Here is a 19,831-nt window from a genome sequence, read left to right as displayed (position 1 = left end):
GCGCGCGGCCAAGCCGCTGCGCCGCCCGTCATCGCTTGCGCTCAGCGACGCTCGAACGCACCATCACGCAGGCGCCAAAGGCCGAGCGGGTTCTCGTCCTGCACGGATTGCGGCAGCAGCGCCGCGGGCAAGTCCTGATAGCAGACCGGCCGCAGGAACCGCTCGATCGCGAGCGTGCCGACCGACGTCGAACGCGGATCGGACGTGGCCGGGTACGGCCCGCCGTGCACCATCGCATGGCAAACCTCGACGCCAGTCGGAAAACCGTTGGCGAGAATACGGCCGGCCTTGCGCTCGAGTGTCGGCAACAACTGGCGCGCGAGGTCGTGATCGTCGCGCTCGAGGTGCAGGCTGGCCGTCAACTGGCCTTCCAGACGCTCGGCCAGCTCCATCATCTCGGCGATGTCGCGGCATGTGACGATCAGCGACGTCGGGCCGAAGATTTCGTCCTCGAGCGGCGCGTTCGCGAGGAATTGCGATTGCGTCGCCGCGAACAGCGACGGCAGCGCCGCGTTTTGCGCATCGGTCGTGGCGCCCTCGCCAAGGCGCTTGATGCCGTCGATGCCCGCGCGCCGCGCAATGCCGTCGCGGTAGGCCGACGCGATGCCGGCCGTCAGCATCGTCTGCGCGCCCTTCTTCTCCAGGGCCTTCGCGGCCGCGTCGACGAAGCTCTGCAGGTGTGGCCCTTCGAGCACCACCACAAGCCCCGGATTCGTGCAGAACTGCCCCACGCCCAGCGTCAGCGATTCGACGAAACCGTTCGCGATCGCTTCGCCGCGTGCAGCCAGCGCACCGGGCAGCACGAAGAACGGATTGATGCTGCTCATCTCGGCATACACCGGAATCGGTTCGCGGCGCCGCGCCGCGATGTTCATCAGCGCGACGCCGCCGCCACGCGAACCCGTGAAGCCGACGGCCTTGATCGCCGGGTGCGCAACGAGCGCCTCGCCGATCGCGTTGCCCGCGCCAAGCACGAGCGAGAAGATGCCGGCAGGCAGGCCACTTTCGGCCACGGCCTCCCGGATGGCGCGGCCGACGAGCTCCGAGGTTCCGAGGTGCGCCGGATGCGCCTTCACCACAACGGGACAGCCCGCCGCCAGGGCCGAAGCGGTATCGCCGCCGGCCACCGAGAACGCGAGCGGAAAGTTGCTTGCCCCGAACACGGCAACAGGCCCCAACGGAATTTTCTGCAGACGCAGGTCCGAACGCGCCAGCGGCTTGCGCTCGGGCATCGCCGAATCGAGCGTCGCGCCAAGCCAGCGGCCATCGCGCACGAGCGCCGCGAACAGCTTGAGCTGGCCGACCGTGCGTGCGCGTTCGCCTTCGAGGCGCGCCTTCGGCAGGGCCGATTCGATCTGGGCGCGCTCGATCAGGGCATCGCCCAATGCCATGATCTTGTCCCCGATCGCGTCGAGCAGCTTCGCACGCTGCTCGAGCGGCGCTTGCCGGAAGGCGTCGAACGCCCCCTGCGCGAGCCGGCATGCGCGGTCGACATCGCCTGCATCGCCCGCCCCGAAAGCCGGCTCGATCTCGAGGTTGCGAGCCGGGTCGAACGCACGCAACGTGCCGGCCGTGCCACGCACCGCCTCGCCGCCGATCAGCATCTCTCCGGTGATCTGCATCTGAGTCTCCTATAGGTTCAATCGTCACGACGAGGCCGATGCCGCGTCCAAACCAGCGATCTTCGCACGATTTTCGATTTCGCGATGTGACGCGCTTGTGGCAAGAACAGCCGCCAATCCCGAAAACTCTCACCTTTGAAGGTGGCTTCGAAGCGCGGAGAACAGGCCGGCAAGCAGCCCGCCCGCTCACTGCTTTGGGCACAACCGGCTTGGCGCGGCGCCGGACGGGCCGCAGGTGCGGCTCATGCCGCGGCGCAAGCGGCGAGGAAACCACCACGCGACGACTCAGATTCGGTCGATCCCGAAAACCCTCACCGGTCGGAGCAGGGAGGGCCTTCACGGCGCCCGGACCGTCCGCGCGCCGCCGCCCGCAGACCATCCCGAAGCGCACGGAAACGCATGGCGGCATCGGTCAGAGGAGATGCGCGACGAGCACGCCGTTCATGCCGAGCACGGCCGCCGCGCACACGACGGCAAGCGCGACGACGCACGGCCCCAGCCGGTAAGCGCCCATCGTGCGCGCCCGGCTCGCGAAGACGACCAGCGCGATCATCGGCACGGGCACAGCCAGACTCAGCACGACCTGGCTCAGCACGAGGGCGCGCGTGGCGTCGAAGCCGAGCCCCACGATAATGAATGCCGGCACCATCGTCACAAGGCGTCTGACCGAAAGCGGCACGGCGAAGCCGAGGAAGTCGCGCATGATCATCTGCCCGGCCATTGTGCCGACTACCGAGCTCGAAATGCCCGAGGCCATCAGCGAGGTGAGAAAGAGGCCCGCGGCCATCGAGCCGAACAGCGGCGTGAGCGTATGGTAGGCGGCCTGGATTTCGGCGATCTGGGCATGCCCCCGATGAAAGGCACCGGCCGCCATGGCAACCATCGCCATGTTCACGAGGCCGGCCACGCCCAGGGCGATGACGACTTCGGCATTGGCGTAGCGCACGAGTCTGCGCAGATCGCCGTCGTCGCGCGGCCTGATCCGCTCGCCCGTCAGGCCCGAATGCAGAAATAGCGCGTGCGGCATCACGGTCGCGCCGATGATGCCCACGGCGACGAGCAGCGCTTCGCCGTCGGCGATCGACGGCGTGAATGTGCCGTGTGCAAGCGCGGGCCAGTCGAGCTGCACGAAAAAGAGCTGCGCCGTATAGGCCAGTGCGATCACGCCGACGAGCGCGCCGATGGCAAGCTCCAACGGGCGAAAGCCACGCGCCTGCATGAGCAGCAGGCCCCACGTCAACGCCGCGGTGATCGCCATGCCCACGAGCAGCGGCAGATGCGCAAGCAACGACAGGCCGATGGCGCCGCCGAGAAATTCCGCGAGATCGGTCGCCATCGCGGCGATTTCGCTGACGGCCCACACGGCATAGACCACCGGCCGCGGCAGATTGCTTGCGCACAGCTTCGCGAGACTTTCGCCGGTGACGAGGCCGATGCGCGCCGAGATGGCCTGAAACAGCATCGCGACCACGTTCGCGAGCAGAACGACCCACAGCAGCGAATAGCCGTAGCCGGCTCCCGCCTGAAGGTTCGTCGCTATGTTGCCGGGGTCCATGTAGGCGACGGACACCACGACGGCAGGGCCGGCGAATGGCAGCAGCACGCCCAGGCCGCGGCGGCGGCCATCGAGCACTTCTCGAACGCGCGCGGTCGTGCGCGCGCTCGATCCGCGCGGGCGGTCAGGCATGGGTACCTCGTCGATCGCACTGCTTCTGTCGGGTTCGAGCGGCATGGCGTGCACAGGAGCGATATCACGGCGGCGTCGGACAAAGCACGCGCCGCCGCCGTGGCGGCGCGGCCGGAAACACCGCCGCGCTCAGGCGTTGCGCCGGCGCTGCCTGCCGTGGTTCGTGTCGCGCTGACGTGTCAGCGCCGCGAGGGCCACGAGCGCCGCCGCGCCGAGCGCCACTGCTGTCGTGCCGCGCCGATGCATCACCGCCTGCGTATAAAGGCTCGACCGGAACACGCGCCGCGGCATCTCCGAACGTTCGCGCAGCCCGCTCGCCCCCTGCTCGAGGCCGTCGCCTGCCGACGGTTCGCGGTCGCTCATTTGCGAACGCAAGCCGTTGCGGCTCATGACACGATCGAAAAGCCTCGGCAAATGCCGCGCGAATGCGGATAGCGTGCGCCCCGCACCGCCGACGAACAGTTCGCGCTCCGGGTGCCCGGCCGCATGGAGAATGGCCTCGGCGACGAGTTCCGGCGCATAGACGGGTGCAGGCAGCTTGGGCTCGACTTCGAGATGATTGCGCGCGTGCTCGACGAATTGCGTGTGAATGGCCGAGGGTTTGATGAGCGTCACCGATACCGGCGCGCGCTCGGCGATCAACTCGAGCCGGAGCGCATCGGTATAGCCCTTCACCGCATGCTTCGAAGCCACATAGGTGCCCTGCAGCGGAATGGCCAGATCCGACAATTCGCTGCCGAGGTTGATCAGCGCCCCGCCGCGCGTCTTCAGATGGCGCACGGCTGCCAGCGAGCCGTGCACGACGCCCCAGAAGTTCGTATCGAAGAGCTTGCGCTGCTCCTCCAGCGGGACGTCGGCATAGCGGCCGAAGATCGACGCACCGGCGTTATTGATCCACGTGTCGAAGCCGCCGAATCGCGCGATGGCCTGCGCCGCGGCTTTTTCGACCTGATCCGGCTCGCCCACGTCCGCCACGGCGTAGTCGACCACCGCCCCGCGCCCCGAGACCGACGGCCCGGTCGCCCCCTCGCGCGCGCCGGCAAGCTCGGCCGCCAGTTCCTCGAGCGCCGGCGCACTGCGCGCGATCAACATCAGACGCGCGCCGCGCCGGGCCGCAAGACGTGCCGTCGCAAGCCCGATGCCGCTCGTGGCGCCGGTGATGACGATGGTCTGCTGATCGATGGGTTTGAGTTTCACGTTCATGGCAGCCTCCGTTGTTGGCATCGAACCATGCGCAGGCGAGGCGCACTCGACCGCCGCGGCGGCGGTCTGCCGAGCGACGCAACCTTCGTTCCCGCCGCCGCATGGCCATGCGGCCCGGCCGCCGCGCGTTGCCAAAAGCATTGCCCAGAGAGCGCCGATCCGTGCGGCCCGTCCAGCGCCGCGCGGCGGGTACGGAATCTGCTGAGCGCGGAAGGTCCCTCTCTCTCGGCAAGCCCGGATGAAAAGACTGCGCGCCTCGACGAGCGCCTTTTTGCGCGGGCCGCGCCGGCCGCTCCTGCTACGACGCCGCTGCGCCGCTCGCCTTCGCACGGCATTCGCGCCGTTCGCCGCATGCATGGTCCCGGCCGTGCTCGCGCATGCAGCGACGCACCAGAATGCGCTTACGCCTGCGGGCGTGCAAGCTGCGCACATCGTCAGGCTCTGGAACCTCACGCTCGTCGTAACGGGCGCCGTATTCGCCGCCGTGCTGGCCATCGTGCTCGTCGCACTGGCACGGCGCGGCCGGCGGGCCGACGAATCGACGCCGCCCGATCTCGGCGGCAGCGCGCGCCCCGAGCGCGCGGCGCGCCGCGCCGTCGTGGCCGCCAGCGCGGCATCCGTACTGCTGCTCGCCGGCATTACCGTGGCCGATGCGCTGACCGATCGTGCGCTGTCGAGACTGCCCGTCGCAAACGCGCTTCACATCGACCTCGTGGGATGGCAATGGTGGTGGCAGGCCAACTATGCGCGCGACGGCGACGCGGCCGATTTCACCGTCGCCAACGAACTGCATGTACCCGTCGGCCGCCCCGTCGTCATCTCGCTCGCGGCCGGTGACGTCATTCACGGCTTTTGGGTGCCGAACCTGCACGGGAAGAAAGATCTTTTGCCCGGCATCTCGACGACGATCGAGTTTCGCGCCGACAAAGCCGGCGTCTACCGCGGGCAGTGCGCGGAGTTTTGCGGAGCCGAGCATGCGCTGATGGCGATGACGATCGTGGCGGAGGCGCCCGAGCGCTACGCCGCGTGGGCCGCACGTCAGCGCGAGCCGGCCGGCGCACCGGCGAATGCGCTGGCTGTGCGCGGCCGTCAGATCTTCGAGCAGTCGTCGTGCGCCGGCTGCCATACGGTGCGGGGTACGAGCGCCGCCGGCTCGCTCGGCCCCGACCTCACGCATCTGATGAGCCGGCAAACGCTGGCGGCCGGCTCGATTCCGAACGACGCGGCCAGTCTCGCCGCCTGGATTCGCGACCCGAACGCAGCGAAGCCCGGTGCAACGATGCCTGCGTCTTCGCTACCCGCCGCCGACCTCCAAGCGCTCGTCGCCTGGCTCACCACCCTCCGATAGCGCTGCCCCGAGCTCCGTCCGACGCCGCCATGACCCCTGACCGCAACCCATCCGACCATACCGAGCGAGTACCGCGCACGCCCGCCGAAGGCCGCCTGGTGGACGGCCCGGAGGCGAGCGAAGCCGTATGCGCCGCGCTGGCCCAAACCTGGAGCGACCCGCCCGGCTGGCTCGGTGCACTGGCCGCGGTCAACCATAAGACGATCGCGCGGCGCTTCATCGTCACCACGTTCGTGTTCTTCGCGCTGGCGGGATTGCTCGCACTCGCGATGCGGCTCCAGCTGGCACGGCCCGATGCACGCCTGCTTGCGCCCGACACCTACGACGCCTTCTTTACGATGCACGGCACGACGATGATGTTTCTCTTCGCCGTGCCGGTCATGCAGGCCGTGGCCGGCTACCTCATACCGCTGATGGTGGGCGCCCGCAGCGTCGCATTTCCGCGCATGAACGCCTACGCTTACTGGATTTTTCTTTTCGGCGGACTGACGCTTTACGTGGCCTTCGCCCTGGGCGCGGCCCCGCGTAGCGGCTGGTTCAGCTACGTCCCGCTGGCCGGGCCCAACTACGCCACCGGCAAGGGCTCGGACATCTGGGCGCAGATGATTACCTTCACCGAACTCTCGGCGCTGCTCGAGGCCATCGTCCTCAGCACCACGATTCTCAAGATGCGCGCGCCGGGCATGTCGCTGAACCGCATGCCGCTCTTCGCCTGGGCCACCCTCGTCACGCAATTCATGGTCATCTTCGCCATGCCGGCCGTCATGGTCGCGAGCACGGCGCTGATCCTGGACCGGCTCGTCGGCACGCAGTTCTACAATCCGGCACTCGGCGGCGACGTGCTGCTCTGGCAGCACCTCTTCTGGTTCTTCGGCCACCCGGAGGTCTATCTGATCTTCGTGCCGGCGCTCGGCTTCATTTCGTCGATCATCCCCACTTTCGCGCGCCGTCCGATGTTCGGCTACACCGCGATCGTGCTCGCGCTCATTGCCACCGCGTTCATGGCGTTCGGCCTTTGGGTGCATCACATGTTCGCCACGAGCGTGCCGCAGCTCGGCAAGAGCTTTTTCACGGCGGCAAGCGTCATGATCGCGTTGCCTTCCGGGCTGCAGATCTATTGCTGGATCGCCACGCTCGTTACCGGCCGCCTCAATGCGAAGACGCCGCTGCTCTTCGTGCTCGCATTCTTCTTCATCCTCGTGCTCGGCGGCATGACGGGCATCATGCTCGGCTCCGTCTCGCTCGACCTGCAATTGCACGATACCTATTTCGTCGTCGCGCACCTGCACTACGTGCTGATCGGCGGCGCCGTCTTCCCGCTCTTCGGCGCCCTTTACTACTGGTTCCCCAAGATCACCGGACGCATGCTCGACGAACGGCTCGGCCGCTGGCAATTCTGGCTCTTCTTCGCGGGCTTCAATCTGACGTTCTTTCCGATGCACCTGCTCGGCCTCGAAGGCATGCCGCGCCGCGTCTGGACGTATCCGGCCAGCATGGGATGGGGGCCGATGAACATGGTCGCCAGCCTCGGCGCCGCCGCCATCGCCGCAAGCGTCGTGCTGTTCCTGTTCAACGTCTGGCGCGCGCGCCGTCATGGCGTGCGGGCGGGAGCCGATCCGTGGGGCGGCGGCACACTCGAATGGGCGACGCCGAGCCCGCCACCGCCGCACAATTTCGACGTGGTGCCCGTGGTGCACGCGCGCGATCCGCTCTGGGCGCCGCGCCGCGAGCCCGAATACGTGGCCGGTCTTGCCGCGAACGCGCGCGAGGTACTCGTCACCACCGTGCTCGACGCGCGCCCCGACCTCCGCTCGCTTTTCCCGACGCCATCCATCTGGCCGTTCCTGAGCGCCCTCGCGACGACAGTGCTTTTCATCGGCTCCGTATTCACCCCGTGGGCCGTCGTCTGGGGCTCGGTGCCCGTTGCCGTCACGCTGATCGTCTGGTTCTGGCCAACGCGGCGGCATCACGCTCAGGCGATGGCATTGGAGCGCGCGCCATGAACCACGCCGCCAACGCAGGCCACGAGCGCGCGGGGGAGCGGACTCCGGCATCGCGCAACGTCAGCCGCGCAACACTCGATGTACAGGGATTGCCGAGCTTCGCCTTCGGCCATCGCAGCCTCATGTGGTGGGCGACGACGGCGTTGATGCTGATCGAAGGCACCGCCTTCGCACTCGCGCTCGCCGTCTTCTTCTATCTGCGCGGCGTCAATGCCGCATGGCCGCTCGATGCGCCGCCGCCCTCGCTCGACTGGGCAACCGTCAACACGGCGATCCTCCTTGCCAGCATGGCGCCCAACGCGCTCGCCAAACGCGCGGCCCACCGGCTCGATCTGTCGGGCTGCCGGCGCTGGGTGACCGTGTGCCTCGCGTTCGCCGCGGCGGCGCTCGTCGTTCGCGGCTTCGAATTCGCTTCGTTGAACGCGAAGTGGTACGCGAACGCATATGGCTCGACGATCTGGCTACTGCTCGGCTTGCATACCACCCATTTGCTCACCGATGCCGTTGACACGCTCGTGCTCGGCGCGCTGCTCTTCACGGGGCCGATCGAGGGGCGCCGCTTCGTGGACGTCAGCGAAAACGCACTCTATTGGTACTTCGTCGTATTGAGCTGGCCGCCCATCTATGCCGTGATCTATCTGGCGCCGCGCATACCGCACTGACTGACTGGCTGGCTGGCGGCACACCGCTCGAGGAGGACGTCGCACAATGAAAACGTGGCTCGGACTGCTGGCCGCTCCCGCCCTCGTGCTCGCCGTGCAAAGCGTGGACTATGCGCTCGTGCGGTATACGTGCGAGCGTGGCGACCCTGTGCCGCTCAACGTCGTCAGCGCACTCGCGTTCGCATTCTCCATCGCGGCGACGACGCTGGCCTACCGCAACTGGCGGCATGCGGCGGCGCCTTTCCCTGCAAGCTACGAACCGCGCGCCGCGCGGCCCGCCTTTCTTGCGTTTGCCGCTACCGTACTCGGTGCGTTCAGCGCGCTCGTGCAGTTGACGATGTGGTTTCCACAATGGCTCCTTTCGCCTTGCCGATGAACCGCCTTGCGCACCCTGTCCGGCATTGCCCGCGCCCCGCCGCGGGCCGTCGAACCGCGGCGGCCATCCCGATGGTCTTGGCCGCCTGCCTGGCGTGGGCACTCGTGCCGGCCCCACCGGCTTTCGCACATGGCGGCGCCGTCGGTGGCTCGAACGGCGCGCCGCCCTCGTTCGGCTGGCAGTTCACCCCCTGGGTCACCGCGTTGCTGTGCGCGAGCCTCGCGGCATACGCGATCGGCTATGTCCGGCTCGTGCGGCGCGGCAGGCTCGGGCGGGCGGTACGGCATCGCCGGTTGGCCGCATTCGGGTCCGGCTGGCTCGTGCTCGCAGCCGTGCTCGTTTCGCCGCTCGATACGCTGAGTGCCGCATTGTTCTCGGCGCACATGGTGCAGCACGAAGCGATGATGATCGTTTCGGCGCCGCTGCTCGTGCTCGGATGCCCCCTCGGCACCTGGATCTGGGCGCTGCCGCCGCGCGCGCGGGTGTGTATCGGGCGGGCCGCCCGGTCGCGCGGCTGGACCTGCGTCTGGCGGCGCCTCGTCTCGCCGGCGTGGGCGTGGATGCTGCACGCCGTCGCGCTGTGGGCCTGGCATGCGCCGGTTCTCTTCGAAGCAGCGTTGGCTCGCGACGATGTCCATGCGTTGCAGCATGCGAGCTTTCTCGTGACGGCGCTGCTCTTCTGGTGGACCATCGTCGGCAACGCCGCCACGCGTTCGACTGGAGGCCATGCGATGTTGTCGCTCTTCACGACGATGGTGCATACAGGGGCGCTCGGCGCCCTGCTGACGCTCGCGCCGGGGCTCTGGTATCCGTCGTATGTCGAACCGGCCGCGGTGCTTGGCCTCGACGCATTGCGCGATCAGCAACTCGGGGGGCTGATCATGTGGGTGCCCGCCGCGCTGGCTTACTTGCTGGGTGCGCTCGCCGTGGCCGCGCGCTGGCTCCTGCCTTCCGCCACCGTGCGCGCGCCCTCGCCGCCGCGCGCGCACGGTGGTGCGACCCCTGCCTGCCCTACGAGGCCTGTGCCATGAAGGAGCCAACGCGAGCCATGCAGCTCTTCTGGCTGACCGTGCCCGCGATCGTCGCAATCGCGATGGGCAACGCGCAGCGCAGCGCCGACGCCGCCCGCCAGAACGCGCAGAAAACTGCTGCCGCACGCGGCCAACCCACTTCAGCGCTGCTCGCGCGGGGCGAATACGTCGCGAAGGCGTCCGACTGCGCAGGCTGCCATACGGCGCCCGCGGGGGGCGAGCCCTTTGCGGGCGGCCTCGGCATGGGCTCCCCTTTCGGCACCATCGTGACGACCAACATTACGCCGGATCCGGTGCACGGTATCGGCCGCTATAGCTACGCCGATTTTTCGCGGGCCGTGAGAGAAGGCGTCGCGCCCGGCGACAAGCGGCTTTACCCCGCCATGCCGTATCCGGCGTTCTGGAAGATGAGCGACGACGATCTGTATGCGCTCTACACGTTTCTGATGCACCGCGTGCGCCCCGTCGCTCGCCCCAATGCACGCTCGGACGTGGCTTTTCCGTTCGATCAGCGATGGGCGCTGCGCTTTTGGCAATGGATCTTCATGCCGAAGGACTCCACGATCGACACGCCCGGCCGCGATGCACAATGGCGGCGCGGTGCCTATCTCGTTCAGTCGCTCGGACACTGCGGCGCGTGCCACACGCCACGCGGCGCCGCTTACCAGGAGCGCGGCTACGACGAATCGTCACCCCGGTATCTGACGGGCGGCATCAATGACCACTGGTTCGCACCGAACCTGACTACGGACGCCGGCTCGGGCCTCGGCCGCCTCACTGAAGCCGACATCGCGCGGTTCCTGAAGACGGGGCATGCCGCCGGCCTGAGCGCCTACGGCAGCATGGTCGAACAAATCGAGGACAGCACGCAGTACCTGACCGATGCCGACCTGCTGGCCATTGCCCATTACCTCAAATCGCTGCCGGTACGAGAACCGTCGGGCACGTTCGCGCCGGATTCGACGTCCGCGCTTGCTCCGGCCAACGGCAATCGCGTGGCCGATGCGCAATCGGTCGGATACCTCGCCTATCGATCGTTTTGCGCGCGCTGCCACGGCGCAGACGGACGCGGCGCACCGGAGGTATTCCCGGCGCTGGCGGGCAACCCGTCCGTATTGGCGAAAGACACCACCTCGCTGATTCGCCTGCTGGTGGAGGGGGGCAACAGCCCCGAAACGCTCGCGGGGCCGCCGCGCCAGCAGATGCCCGCATTCGCGGGCGTGCTGGCCGATACACAGATCGCACAGGTACTCAGCTATGTGCGCAGTGCATGGGGCAACAACGCGCAGCCGATCAGCGCAAACGACGTGGCCGCGCTGCGCCAGACGCTGCACAAATAGGGGCACACGGCGGCCCACCGGCGCCGGCCACGGGTTGCCGGCGGCAACGGGCCCCGCGCGTCATGGCTGACGCTGGCCGCCCTGATGGCGTGGCATCTTCTGCTGATTCTGCTGCTGTTGAGCCTGCCGGTGATCGCCGCGATCATGCTGCTGACGCGGATTGTTCGGGGCTGCCTGACTGGGCTTTCTCGAGGTCATCGTCGTCCTCCCGGTTCGTTGAAAGAGGGGTGCGTCTGCGTATTGATTGCCACAGCGGAATTGCCGCAACGGAATTGCCGCAACGCGCGTACCCGGCATCGCGTTCGCGCCGCCGCACGCCGGGAACAGCCGTTGCATGCAAGTCGATGCCGCGCGCTGGTGCCGGCTCGCCTTTGCCGCCATGACAGCGCGGCGTGGAGAAAGCGATGACGACGAAACCACGGGAACATCTGGTGGATTGGCTCCGAGATGCCTACGCAATGGAGAAGCAGGCCGAATCGATGCTCAAGGCGCAAGCCTCGCGGCTCGAGCACTACCCGAAACTCAAGCAGCGCATCGAGCAGCATCTGGACGAAACGCTTTCGCAACAAAAGCTGCTCGAGGGATGCCTTGACCGCCTGGGCAGCAGCCCCTCGACGATCAAGGACCTCGCCGCCCGCATCGCAGCGTTCGGACAGGCGATAGGCGGAATGACGATGAGCGACGAAGTGGTCAAGGGTGGGATGGCCGGCTATGTTTTCGAGCAGATGGAAATCGCCTCGTACACGGCGTTGATCGCGGCGGCGAAAGCCGTTGGCGACACCGAGACGCAACGCTGTTGCGAAACCATCCTGCCTCAGGAAGTGGCCATGGCGCAGTGGCTGCTCGAAAACCTGCCGGACGTGGTCACGCAGTACCTCGTTCGCGCCGAAGTGGGCGCCGATGCGAAGCGCTGAGGGCCAAACCGCCGAAGCGCCCGGCATCAATGGCGATCCGTACCTGTCAGACCCGATGGTTGGATTACACTCGGGGCTCGCGGCTCCCGTACGCACGACGCATCAGCACGTGCCCGCACCGCGATCTCATCGCCACCTTCGAGGCTCGACGCATTCATGGACAAGCCCTTTGACGAATCGGACCGCGCGGCCGTCTATCGCGCCATCTACGAGCGGCGCGACATGCGCCATTTCGTGCGCGGACCGGTCGATGCAAAGGTACTGGCCCGCCTGATCGATGCCGCCCACCACGCGCCGAGCGTCGGCTACATGCAGCCGTGGCGCATTCTTCGCATCACCGACGAAGCGCTGCGCAAAGCGCTGCACGATACCGTCGAGCGCGAGCGCGAAAAGACGGCCGACGCGCTCGGAGAGCGGCGCGACGAATTCATGAAGCTCAAGGTCGAAGGCATGATCGAATGCGGCGAACTACTCGTCGTCGCGCTCATGGACGGACGCGAAAAGCATGTTTTCGGCCGCCGCACGATGCCGGAGATGGACCTGGCCTCGGTGGCCTGTGCAATTCAGAACATGTGGCTCGCCGCCCGCGCCGAGGGTCTCGGCATGGGCTGGGTATCGCTTTTCGACGTCGACGAACTTCGCGCGCTGCTGCATATGCCGGCCGGCGCGAAACCGGTGGCAATACTATGCCTCGGGCATGTCGAACAGTTCTATCCGCGGCCCATGCTCGAAATCGAACACTGGGCGCAACGTGTTCCCGTCTCCGATTGCGTTTTCGAAAATTATTGGCCGCCGTCGAACGGCGACGGCTGACGAACACGCGCGAAACGCGCGTGTTATCCCTCGCAACGGTAGAAATCCATTTGTTGACCTGCCGCTACGGCGCGGCGTAGCCAATCGGGCGGATCGCCGTAGCCGTCCCATGTATTGCCCATCGCGTCGCGGTAAAGCACGGGCCGTTCGGCTTGCTCATCAGCGGAAATCGATTCCGCCACGGCTTCCAATGTAATGCCGTATTCGTCCATGCGACGCCGGAGCCAGCGAATCAACCGTTCGCGAGCTTCGCCTTCAAGCTGTTCCATCGATGATTCCGGTTATGGTTGACGCGGGGACGCCGAGCCCCCTTTATAGATCCGAGCCGAATCATACTCGACTCGTGGCAGCGCGGAGTCGCAACTGCCCAACGGTGGCGCCAGAGTTGACGCCTGCCAGATCGTGTTTCAACGTGTCGACGTCAATTATCGATACAAAAATCCGAAAAAGCAAAATATGAAAAACCATAAGCGCGGCATCGCACGTATAGCGGATTCGCTGCCCCGACACAGTGCGTAAGGCGTGCAATCGGTATGAAACCTTTGCTTCCCGTCACACGGGCGCTGCCCCGTGCATACGCCCGCTCACCAAGGCGCCCGCCGCGGTGCGCCCACGCAGCGGCGCCGAACGTGCGGCCCTGGACAAGGCATTGCCAAGCACACCGCATTGTTGCGCGGAAATTTGCGCCGTGCGCGGGAGACTGACGATTCCGGACGCGGCGCGCCGGACTGCCTGCCCCATCCTTGCGCATTTCATGCCCGATCGGGCACGTTCGCCATTTCCGCACAAACCGCGCCGACGGTTTTTATGCCGAGGCTACAACCACATACCCGGCAGTTTCCGTTGCAATCCCGAATATTCTCACCTTTGTAGAGCAAAACAATGACGGTGAGAATATTCGGGAGAGAATGAAAGCCGGCCGGAACGCGGATACAACGATACGGCTACGACATTCGACTGCGCCGATAGTAACGGATGATGCGCCGCTGCCGCAACGACGGCGCTGTTCGCCGCAAGCAACGCTATGCCCTCCCGCCCGCGGCGCGCCTCCCGAAAACGCTCACCAATGCGGTGCCACTTCCCGTAAAGGCTCACCCTCTCGAACCCAAGGCGCGCGTCTGTGCAAAGCAGCGCGCGCCGCGACTAAGTGGACCTGTCGACCTTCTCGAACGACGGCGGCAACCTCGTGCGATCCGACGGCGCTGTCGCGCCGGCCATGCCGGAGGCGATCCGCGCGGCCATGGCGGCATCGAGCAGCGCCTCCATCTGCTGCCTGTCGTACGGTTTTCGCAGCAGCATCGCATCGGACAACGCAGCATGATTCCCGCCATCGGGCAACTCGTCATAGCCGGAGGCGAAGATTACACGCAAGCCGGGCTGCAGCGCGATGGCCCGTACGGCAAGTTCATCGCCGGAAAGGTCCGGTAATGCGATATCGGTCACGATGATGTCGAACTGACGCTTGCCGAGCAGGCTCAGCGCTTCGCTCGCATCCGCCGCTTCGGTCACGGCATAGCCCAGATACGCGAGCATATCCGCCGTCGTGAAGCGCACCATCGGATCATCGTCGACGAGCAGAATCCCCCCTCTGGTGCGTGCCGGCGGCTGCGCCTCGCGCTCCGCGGCGGCGGGCTCGCCCGGCAACAGCGCGGGCACCGGCATCTGCGAAGGCCGCCCCCGTACCTGATGGCGCAATACCTGGCGAATCTTGCGTGCCAGCGCCTCTCGGCTATACGGTTTGCTGAGCAGATCGACTCCGTCGTCGAGCCGGCCGCCGTGGACGATCGCGTTATCGGTATAACCGGACGTGAACAGCACGGCTATGTTGGGCAGCCGCTCACGCGCCTTGCGCGCGAGTTCGGGGCTCTCGAGCGGGCCCGGCATGACGACATCGGTGAAGAGCAGATCGATCGGCACGCCACTTTCGACGATCGCCAACGCGCTCTGTGCGTCCTTCGCGCGCAGCACGCGATAGCCGAGTTCCGAAAGCAGGTCCACCACGGTGCCTCGCACATCCTCATCGTCCTCCACCACGAGCACCGTTTCGGTTCCGCCCGTAACAGGCCCTGTCTCGACCTCGGTTTCGATGTCCTCGGGCTGGCGTGCACGTGGCAAATAGAGCCGCACCGTCGTGCCCTGCCCCATCTCGCTGTAGATCTTGATGTGCCCGCCCGATTGCTTGACGAACCCATAGACCATGCTGAGGCCGAGCCCCGTACCCCGGCCTTCGGGCTTGGTCGTGAAAAACGGCTCGAACACGCGCTCGAGCAGTTCCGCGGGAATTCCGCAGCCCGTATCGGTCACGGCGACCATCACGTACTGGCCGGGCGTCACGTCCGGATGGCGGGCGACGTAGACGTCGTCGAGAAACGCGTTGCCGGCCTCGATCGTCAGCTTGCCGTGGCCCTGCATCGCATCGCGCGCATTGATCGCGAGGTTGAGCAGCGCATTTTCCACCTGCACCGTATCGACGAACGTATTCCACAATCCGCCCGCAATCACCGTCTCGATCTCGACGCTCTCGCCAAGCGAGCGGCGCAGCATGTCGTCGATGCCGCGAACGAGCCGGCCAAGATTGACCGTTTTGGGCGAAAGCGGCTGGCGCCGTCCGAAGGCGAGCAGTTGCGAGGCCAGCCGCGAGCCGCGGGCCGTGGCCGCAACAGCCGTCTGCAAGCGTTGCTCCGCACGCAGATTGCCGGCCACGTCACGATGCAGCAATTGAAGGTTGCCCGCGATAACCTGTAGCACGTTGTTGAAATCGTGCGCGACACCGCCCGTCAGCTTGCCGATCGCCTCCATCTTTTGCGCCTGCCTCAACTGCGCCTCGGTATGCGTGCGCTCGGCGATCGCGGCCTCCACGCGCCGCTCCAGCACCACATTGGCTTCACGCAGAATCTGCTCGGCCTCCTTCCGATCGGTGATATCGATGATCGAGCCGATATAGCCGAGAAACCGGCCGTCGTCGTCGAAACGCGGCACCGCCGCGCTGAGCACCCACCGGTAATCGCCCTGGGCCGTGCGCACGCGATACTCGGCGCGGAACAGCCGCTGCTCGACGTTGTCGGCCAGAAACGCCCGACGCGTAGCCTCCCGGTCTTCGGGATGCAGTGCGTTCCACGCGCCGTCGCCAATGGCGTCGTCGAGCGTCTGCCCCGTGAAATCGCACCAGGGCTGATTGAGGTAGTCGAACGCGCCGTCCGGCTTGCTGATCCACATCATCACGGGCGCGTGGTTGGCCATGTTCCTGAACCGCGCCTCGCTTTCGCGCAGATCGCGCGTGACTTCGCGGCGCAGCCGCGCCATTTCCAGGTTGGCATTGACGCGCGCCACGAACTCGCGCGCGGAAAACGGTTTGGTCAGGTAATCGTCAGCGCCCGACTCGAGCCCTTCCACGCGCGCCTCCTCGCCCGCGCGCGCCGAGACGACGATGACGGGCAGATCGCGCAGCGCCGGGTCCCGCCGGATCTCGTGCAACAGTCCGAATCCGTCCATGTTCGGCATCATGACGTCGGTGACGACCACATCGGGCTTACGTTGTCTTATCGCCTCGAGCGCCGCCTGCCCGTCAGCGGCGGTCTCGACTTCCCAACGCCCCTTGAGCAGGCGCCGCATATAGCTGCGCATGTCCGCGTTGTCGTCGACGACGAGCACGCGCGAGCCCATCGTGCGCGTAGCAAAGGCCAAGTCAGGCAGTTCCTCGGCGCGCTCCGCATCGCTGCCGTCTTCGCTCAGGTCGCCTCGCGGCAACCAGCGCAGTGCTTCCTCGACATACGCCTCCGCGCGGCTCGAATTCCAGGCGCGCATCCGCTCGGTGCCGATTCGCTCGGCGGCCAGATGCGCGGTGCCGAAGGGAAGGCTCACGAGAAACTGGGTGCCTCGTCCGACCTCGCTCTCCACCGCAATCGAGCCGCCGTGCAACTTGACGAGTTCGTGCACGAGCGCAAGGCCGATGCCGGAGCCCTCGAACGACCGGCTGCGCTGGCCCTCCACGCGATGAAAGCGTTCGAAAAGCCGGGGCAGCTCGCCTGCCGGAATGCCCACCCCCGTATCGCGCACGACGAGTTCCGCCGCGCGGCCGTCGGCCGAGGGCCGCATCTGCACCGCGATCTCGCCCTCGAACGTGAACTTGAAGGCGTTCGACAGCAGGTTGAGGACGATCTTTTCCCACATGTCGCGATCGACATAGACCGATTGCGGCAGCGGCGGACAATCGATCGACAGCGCGAGGCCCGCCCGCTCCGTCGCCGAATCGAAATTGGAGGCCAGCTCCGCCGTGAACTTCGACAAATCGGCCGGCTCGAACGCGGCCACCACGCGGCCAGCCTCGATGCGCGAAAAGTCGAGCAGCGAATTGACGAGCTTCAGCATCCGCAGCCCGCTGCGGTGCGCCATCTGCAGGCGCCGGCGCTGATGCGACGGCAATGCCGCCGGCATGGCTTCGTTGAGCGCGTCTTCGAGCGGCCCCAGCATCAGCGTGAGCGGCGTACGGAATTCGTGGCTGACGTTCGAGAAGAACGCCGTCTTCGCGCGATCGATCTCCGTCAGTGCCTCGGCGCGACGTCGTTCTTCCTCGTAAGCCAGCGCATAGGCCACCGCGGCGGCGATCTGACCGGCGACGAGGCTCAGGAAGCTTCGATAATTCCGATCGAAGAGCCGATACGGATTGAACCCGACCACGAGCGCGCCAACGCGCCCCCGTTCGCCACCGGGAAAAATCGGCAGCACCACCGCCTGTTTCGGCGGCTCGCTCCAGGGCCCGCTCGGCAACGCCACGCCCACGCGCGCCGCAAGATCGGATACCACCACCGGCTTGCGCGTTTGCACAGCCTCGTGCAGCGGCCACAGCGAGGCATCGCCGGGCGCGATCGAAAGCGGCGCGGCGCGATGCCCGTGTTCGATGCCCGTAGCACTCGCAAGCTCGAAGGCCGACGCGTTCGGCTCCTCGGCGATGTAGATCATCGCGAACGGCAGATCGCGCGCATTCGTCGCGAGCGCCTGTGCGCTGCGCGCGCAGGCATCCTGCCAGGTCCTCGCATGCGCGGTATCGGCCGCGACATCGCGCAAGAGCGCGAGCTGCCGCTCTCCGACCACACGCTGTGTGTCGTCCGTGTTCGCGCAGAGAATGCCGCCGGCGTTGCCGTCGTCGTCCGGAATCGGGCTGAACGAGAACGTGTAATACGTTTCCTCGGGATAGCCGTTGCGCTCCATGACGAGCAGTTGCGCTTCCACATACGTCCCGCGTCCGCCGTTCATCGCCGTATCGAGCATCGGCTCGATCTCGCTCCAGATCTCGCCCCACACCTCTATCATCGGCCGCCCGAGCGCCCAGGCATGCTTGCCGCCGATAATAGCCTTGTAAGGATCGTTATAGAAATAGACGAGCGTCTTACCCCAGCCGATCCACATCGGCTGGCTCGAGTTGAGCATGATGCGCAACGCGAGTTTCAGATTCTGCGGCCAACTCTCCGGCTCGCCCAGCGGGGTCGACCGCCAGTCGAAATTGCGAATGAGTCTGCCTAGTTCTCCACCACCCGAAAGGAAATTCAATCCCTGCTCGAGGCGCGAGGCGCGCGATGCGTCGGTCATGGGGCAGTTCCTTGCTTTGCGGTTCCAGCAAAGATATCGCCGCTGCACCCAAAAACCAATATGCTTTACAGCCGAATTGCGCAATCGGGCAAAAATCGTATTTAGGCACGAAACATGCGCCCGCTCGATGGCAATAATTACAGCTATCTGACTAGATTTTTTGCATTGCGATCGGAAAAGAAATCCGTGCGCTCAGCGCCCTCGCGCAGCACGCAGCGAGGCATCGAGGCGGGCCCACGCCGATTCGTCTGGCGGCAATCCGAATCGCAGCCCCGCCACCGTTTCGAATCGGCGTACCCAGATGCCGTCCCGCGCGAGGCAGTCTTGTATCCGCATCGCATTGCCGTCGCGCACCCACGCGAAAAGCGCCGTATTGACCGCGTCCATGCCATGGCTTCGCAGCAGTTGCGCGAGGCGCGCGCTGGCATCGGCGAGACTCGCGCGCATCGCGCGCTGCCACGCGTCGTCTTCCAAAGCGGCCCGCACCGCCACGCGTGCCGGCCCTGAAACCGCCCACGGCCCCCGCAGCGCCCGCATCGCCCCATGCACGCGCTCGGAGCCGAGCACGAAGCCGACGCGCGCGCCGGCGAGCCCGAAAAACTTGCCAACCGAACGCAAGACGATGAGCCCTTCGGCATCGGCGAACGAGGCAAGGCTCGATGCCGGCACCGCATCGGCGAACGCCTCGTCCACGATCAGCGTGCCGCCGCGCGAAGCAAGTTGGCGGTGCCATTCGGCGACGGTTTCGCGCGTGAACGATTCCGTCCCCGGATTGTTCGGATTGACGAGCACGAGGTGCTTCAGGTGCGCCGGCAACGGCTCGTTCGGAGCGAGCACGAAAGCGGCGGCGTGTCGGCAATCGGCCAGCATCGGCGTCACGAACCGGTCGACGCGGAAACCGGCGCGCTCGAACGCCGGCGCATATTCGCCGTAGGTGAGCAGCCCCACGCCCACGCAGCCCGGCGGCAAAAGCCGAGGCAGCGCGCGGATCGCGGCCTGCGTGCCGGCGACGGCCAGCGCGCGCGCGGCGCCATAATGCGCGGCCGCCACGGCCTCCAGATCGTCGTCGTCGTCAGGCAGGCGCAACCACGCGTCCGGGCTGATCGGCGGCACCGGATAGCCGTGCGGATTGATGCCCGTCGACAAGTCGACCCAGTGTTCGCGCGCGATCCCGTAGCGGCGGATCGCCTCGCCGAGATTGCCGCCGTGCGCAACGGCAACAGGGAGATCGAGATCGGTCATGAGT

15 protein-coding genes are annotated in these 19,831 nt (G+C 66.6%); 9 read left to right on the top strand and 6 right to left on the bottom strand.

The genetic code is table 11. The features are described from left to right. Window positions 1-41: 41 nt before the first annotated feature. From U0034_RS26210 to U0034_RS26200, 3 genes are all read right to left on the bottom strand, one after another. Complete coding sequence (locus U0034_RS26210) at window positions 42-1,622, bottom strand: aldehyde dehydrogenase (NADP(+)) (protein ID WP_085228780.1); 1,581 nt, start codon at window positions 1,620-1,622, stop codon at window positions 42-44. Between the two features lie 412 nt (window positions 1,623-2,034). Continuing rightward, complete coding sequence (locus U0034_RS26205; protein ID WP_085228901.1) at window positions 2,035-3,309, bottom strand: Nramp family divalent metal transporter; 1,275 nt, start codon at window positions 3,307-3,309, stop codon at window positions 2,035-2,037. Window positions 3,310-3,438: 129 nt separating this feature from the next. Beyond that, window positions 3,439-4,512 (bottom strand): SDR family oxidoreductase, encoded by a 1,074-nt coding sequence (locus U0034_RS26200; RefSeq protein WP_085228900.1) that lies wholly within the window; start codon window positions 4,510-4,512, stop codon window positions 3,439-3,441. 355 nt (window positions 4,513-4,867) lie between these two features. Here U0034_RS26200 and U0034_RS26195 point away from each other — a divergent pair, with 355 nt between their 5' ends. The 9 genes from U0034_RS26195 (at window position 4,868) to bluB (ending at window position 12,999) form a co-directional block, all read left to right on the top strand. Then, window positions 4,868-5,860, top strand: coding sequence for a cytochrome c oxidase subunit II (locus U0034_RS26195; protein ID WP_085228899.1), 993 nt, complete (start codon window positions 4,868-4,870; stop codon window positions 5,858-5,860). A gap of 29 nt (window positions 5,861-5,889) precedes the next feature. Beyond that, entirely contained in the window at window positions 5,890-7,863 is a 1,974-nt protein-coding gene (gene ctaD, locus U0034_RS26190) for a cytochrome c oxidase subunit I (RefSeq protein ID WP_085228779.1), read from the top strand. Next, window positions 7,860-8,525 (top strand): cytochrome c oxidase subunit 3, encoded by a 666-nt coding sequence (locus U0034_RS26185; protein WP_233211823.1) that lies wholly within the window; start codon window positions 7,860-7,862, stop codon window positions 8,523-8,525. Before ctaD ends, U0034_RS26185 begins: the two co-directional genes overlap by 4 nt. Before the next feature lie 46 nt (window positions 8,526-8,571). Continuing rightward, the gene (locus tag U0034_RS26180; RefSeq protein WP_085228778.1) at window positions 8,572-8,901 is read left to right on the top strand and encodes a hypothetical protein; all 330 of its coding nucleotides are present in this window, start codon (window positions 8,572-8,574) and stop codon (window positions 8,899-8,901) included. A 71-nt stretch (window positions 8,902-8,972) separates the two neighbouring features. Then, window positions 8,973-9,932, top strand: a complete 960-nt coding sequence (locus U0034_RS26175) for a cytochrome c oxidase assembly protein (RefSeq protein WP_102622865.1) — start codon at window positions 8,973-8,975, stop codon at window positions 9,930-9,932. Beyond that, window positions 9,929-11,272 (top strand): c-type cytochrome, encoded by a 1,344-nt coding sequence (locus U0034_RS26170; protein ID WP_102622864.1) that lies wholly within the window; start codon window positions 9,929-9,931, stop codon window positions 11,270-11,272. The genes U0034_RS26175 and U0034_RS26170 overlap by 4 nt, the downstream gene beginning before the upstream one ends. Before the next feature lie 84 nt (window positions 11,273-11,356). Next, entirely contained in the window at window positions 11,357-11,680 is a 324-nt protein-coding gene (locus tag U0034_RS26165) for a hypothetical protein (protein WP_158243478.1), read from the top strand. After that, window positions 11,677-12,186 (top strand): ferritin-like domain-containing protein, encoded by a 510-nt coding sequence (locus U0034_RS26160; RefSeq protein ID WP_085228774.1) that lies wholly within the window; start codon window positions 11,677-11,679, stop codon window positions 12,184-12,186. The genes U0034_RS26165 and U0034_RS26160 overlap by 4 nt, the downstream gene beginning before the upstream one ends. Window positions 12,187-12,342: 156 nt before the next feature. Beyond that, window positions 12,343-12,999, top strand: a complete 657-nt coding sequence (gene bluB / locus U0034_RS26155; RefSeq protein ID WP_085228773.1) for a 5,6-dimethylbenzimidazole synthase — start codon at window positions 12,343-12,345, stop codon at window positions 12,997-12,999. Window positions 13,000-13,022: 23 nt separating this feature from the next. Here the strand turns inward: bluB and U0034_RS26150 are convergent, their stop codons facing one another. The 3 genes from U0034_RS26150 to cobD form a co-directional block, all read right to left on the bottom strand. Beyond that, complete coding sequence (locus tag U0034_RS26150; RefSeq protein ID WP_085228772.1) at window positions 13,023-13,268, bottom strand: H-NS family nucleoid-associated regulatory protein; 246 nt, start codon at window positions 13,266-13,268, stop codon at window positions 13,023-13,025. Window positions 13,269-14,142: 874 nt separating this feature from the next. Then, window positions 14,143-18,585 carry a response regulator gene (locus U0034_RS26145; RefSeq protein WP_085228771.1) on the bottom strand — a complete coding sequence of 1,481 codons (4,443 nt, stop codon included), beginning with the start codon at window positions 18,583-18,585 and terminating at the stop codon, window positions 14,143-14,145. A 192-nt stretch (window positions 18,586-18,777) separates the two neighbouring features. After that, entirely contained in the window at window positions 18,778-19,827 is a 1,050-nt protein-coding gene (gene cobD, locus U0034_RS26140; RefSeq protein ID WP_085228770.1) for a threonine-phosphate decarboxylase CobD, read from the bottom strand. Between the last annotated feature and the right edge of the window lie 4 nt (window positions 19,828-19,831).

Source organism: Trinickia caryophylli (assembly GCF_034424545.1).
Lineage (GTDB): Bacteria > Pseudomonadota > Gammaproteobacteria > Burkholderiales > Burkholderiaceae > Trinickia > Trinickia caryophylli.
This window is presented reverse-complemented; position numbering and strand designations above follow the sequence as displayed.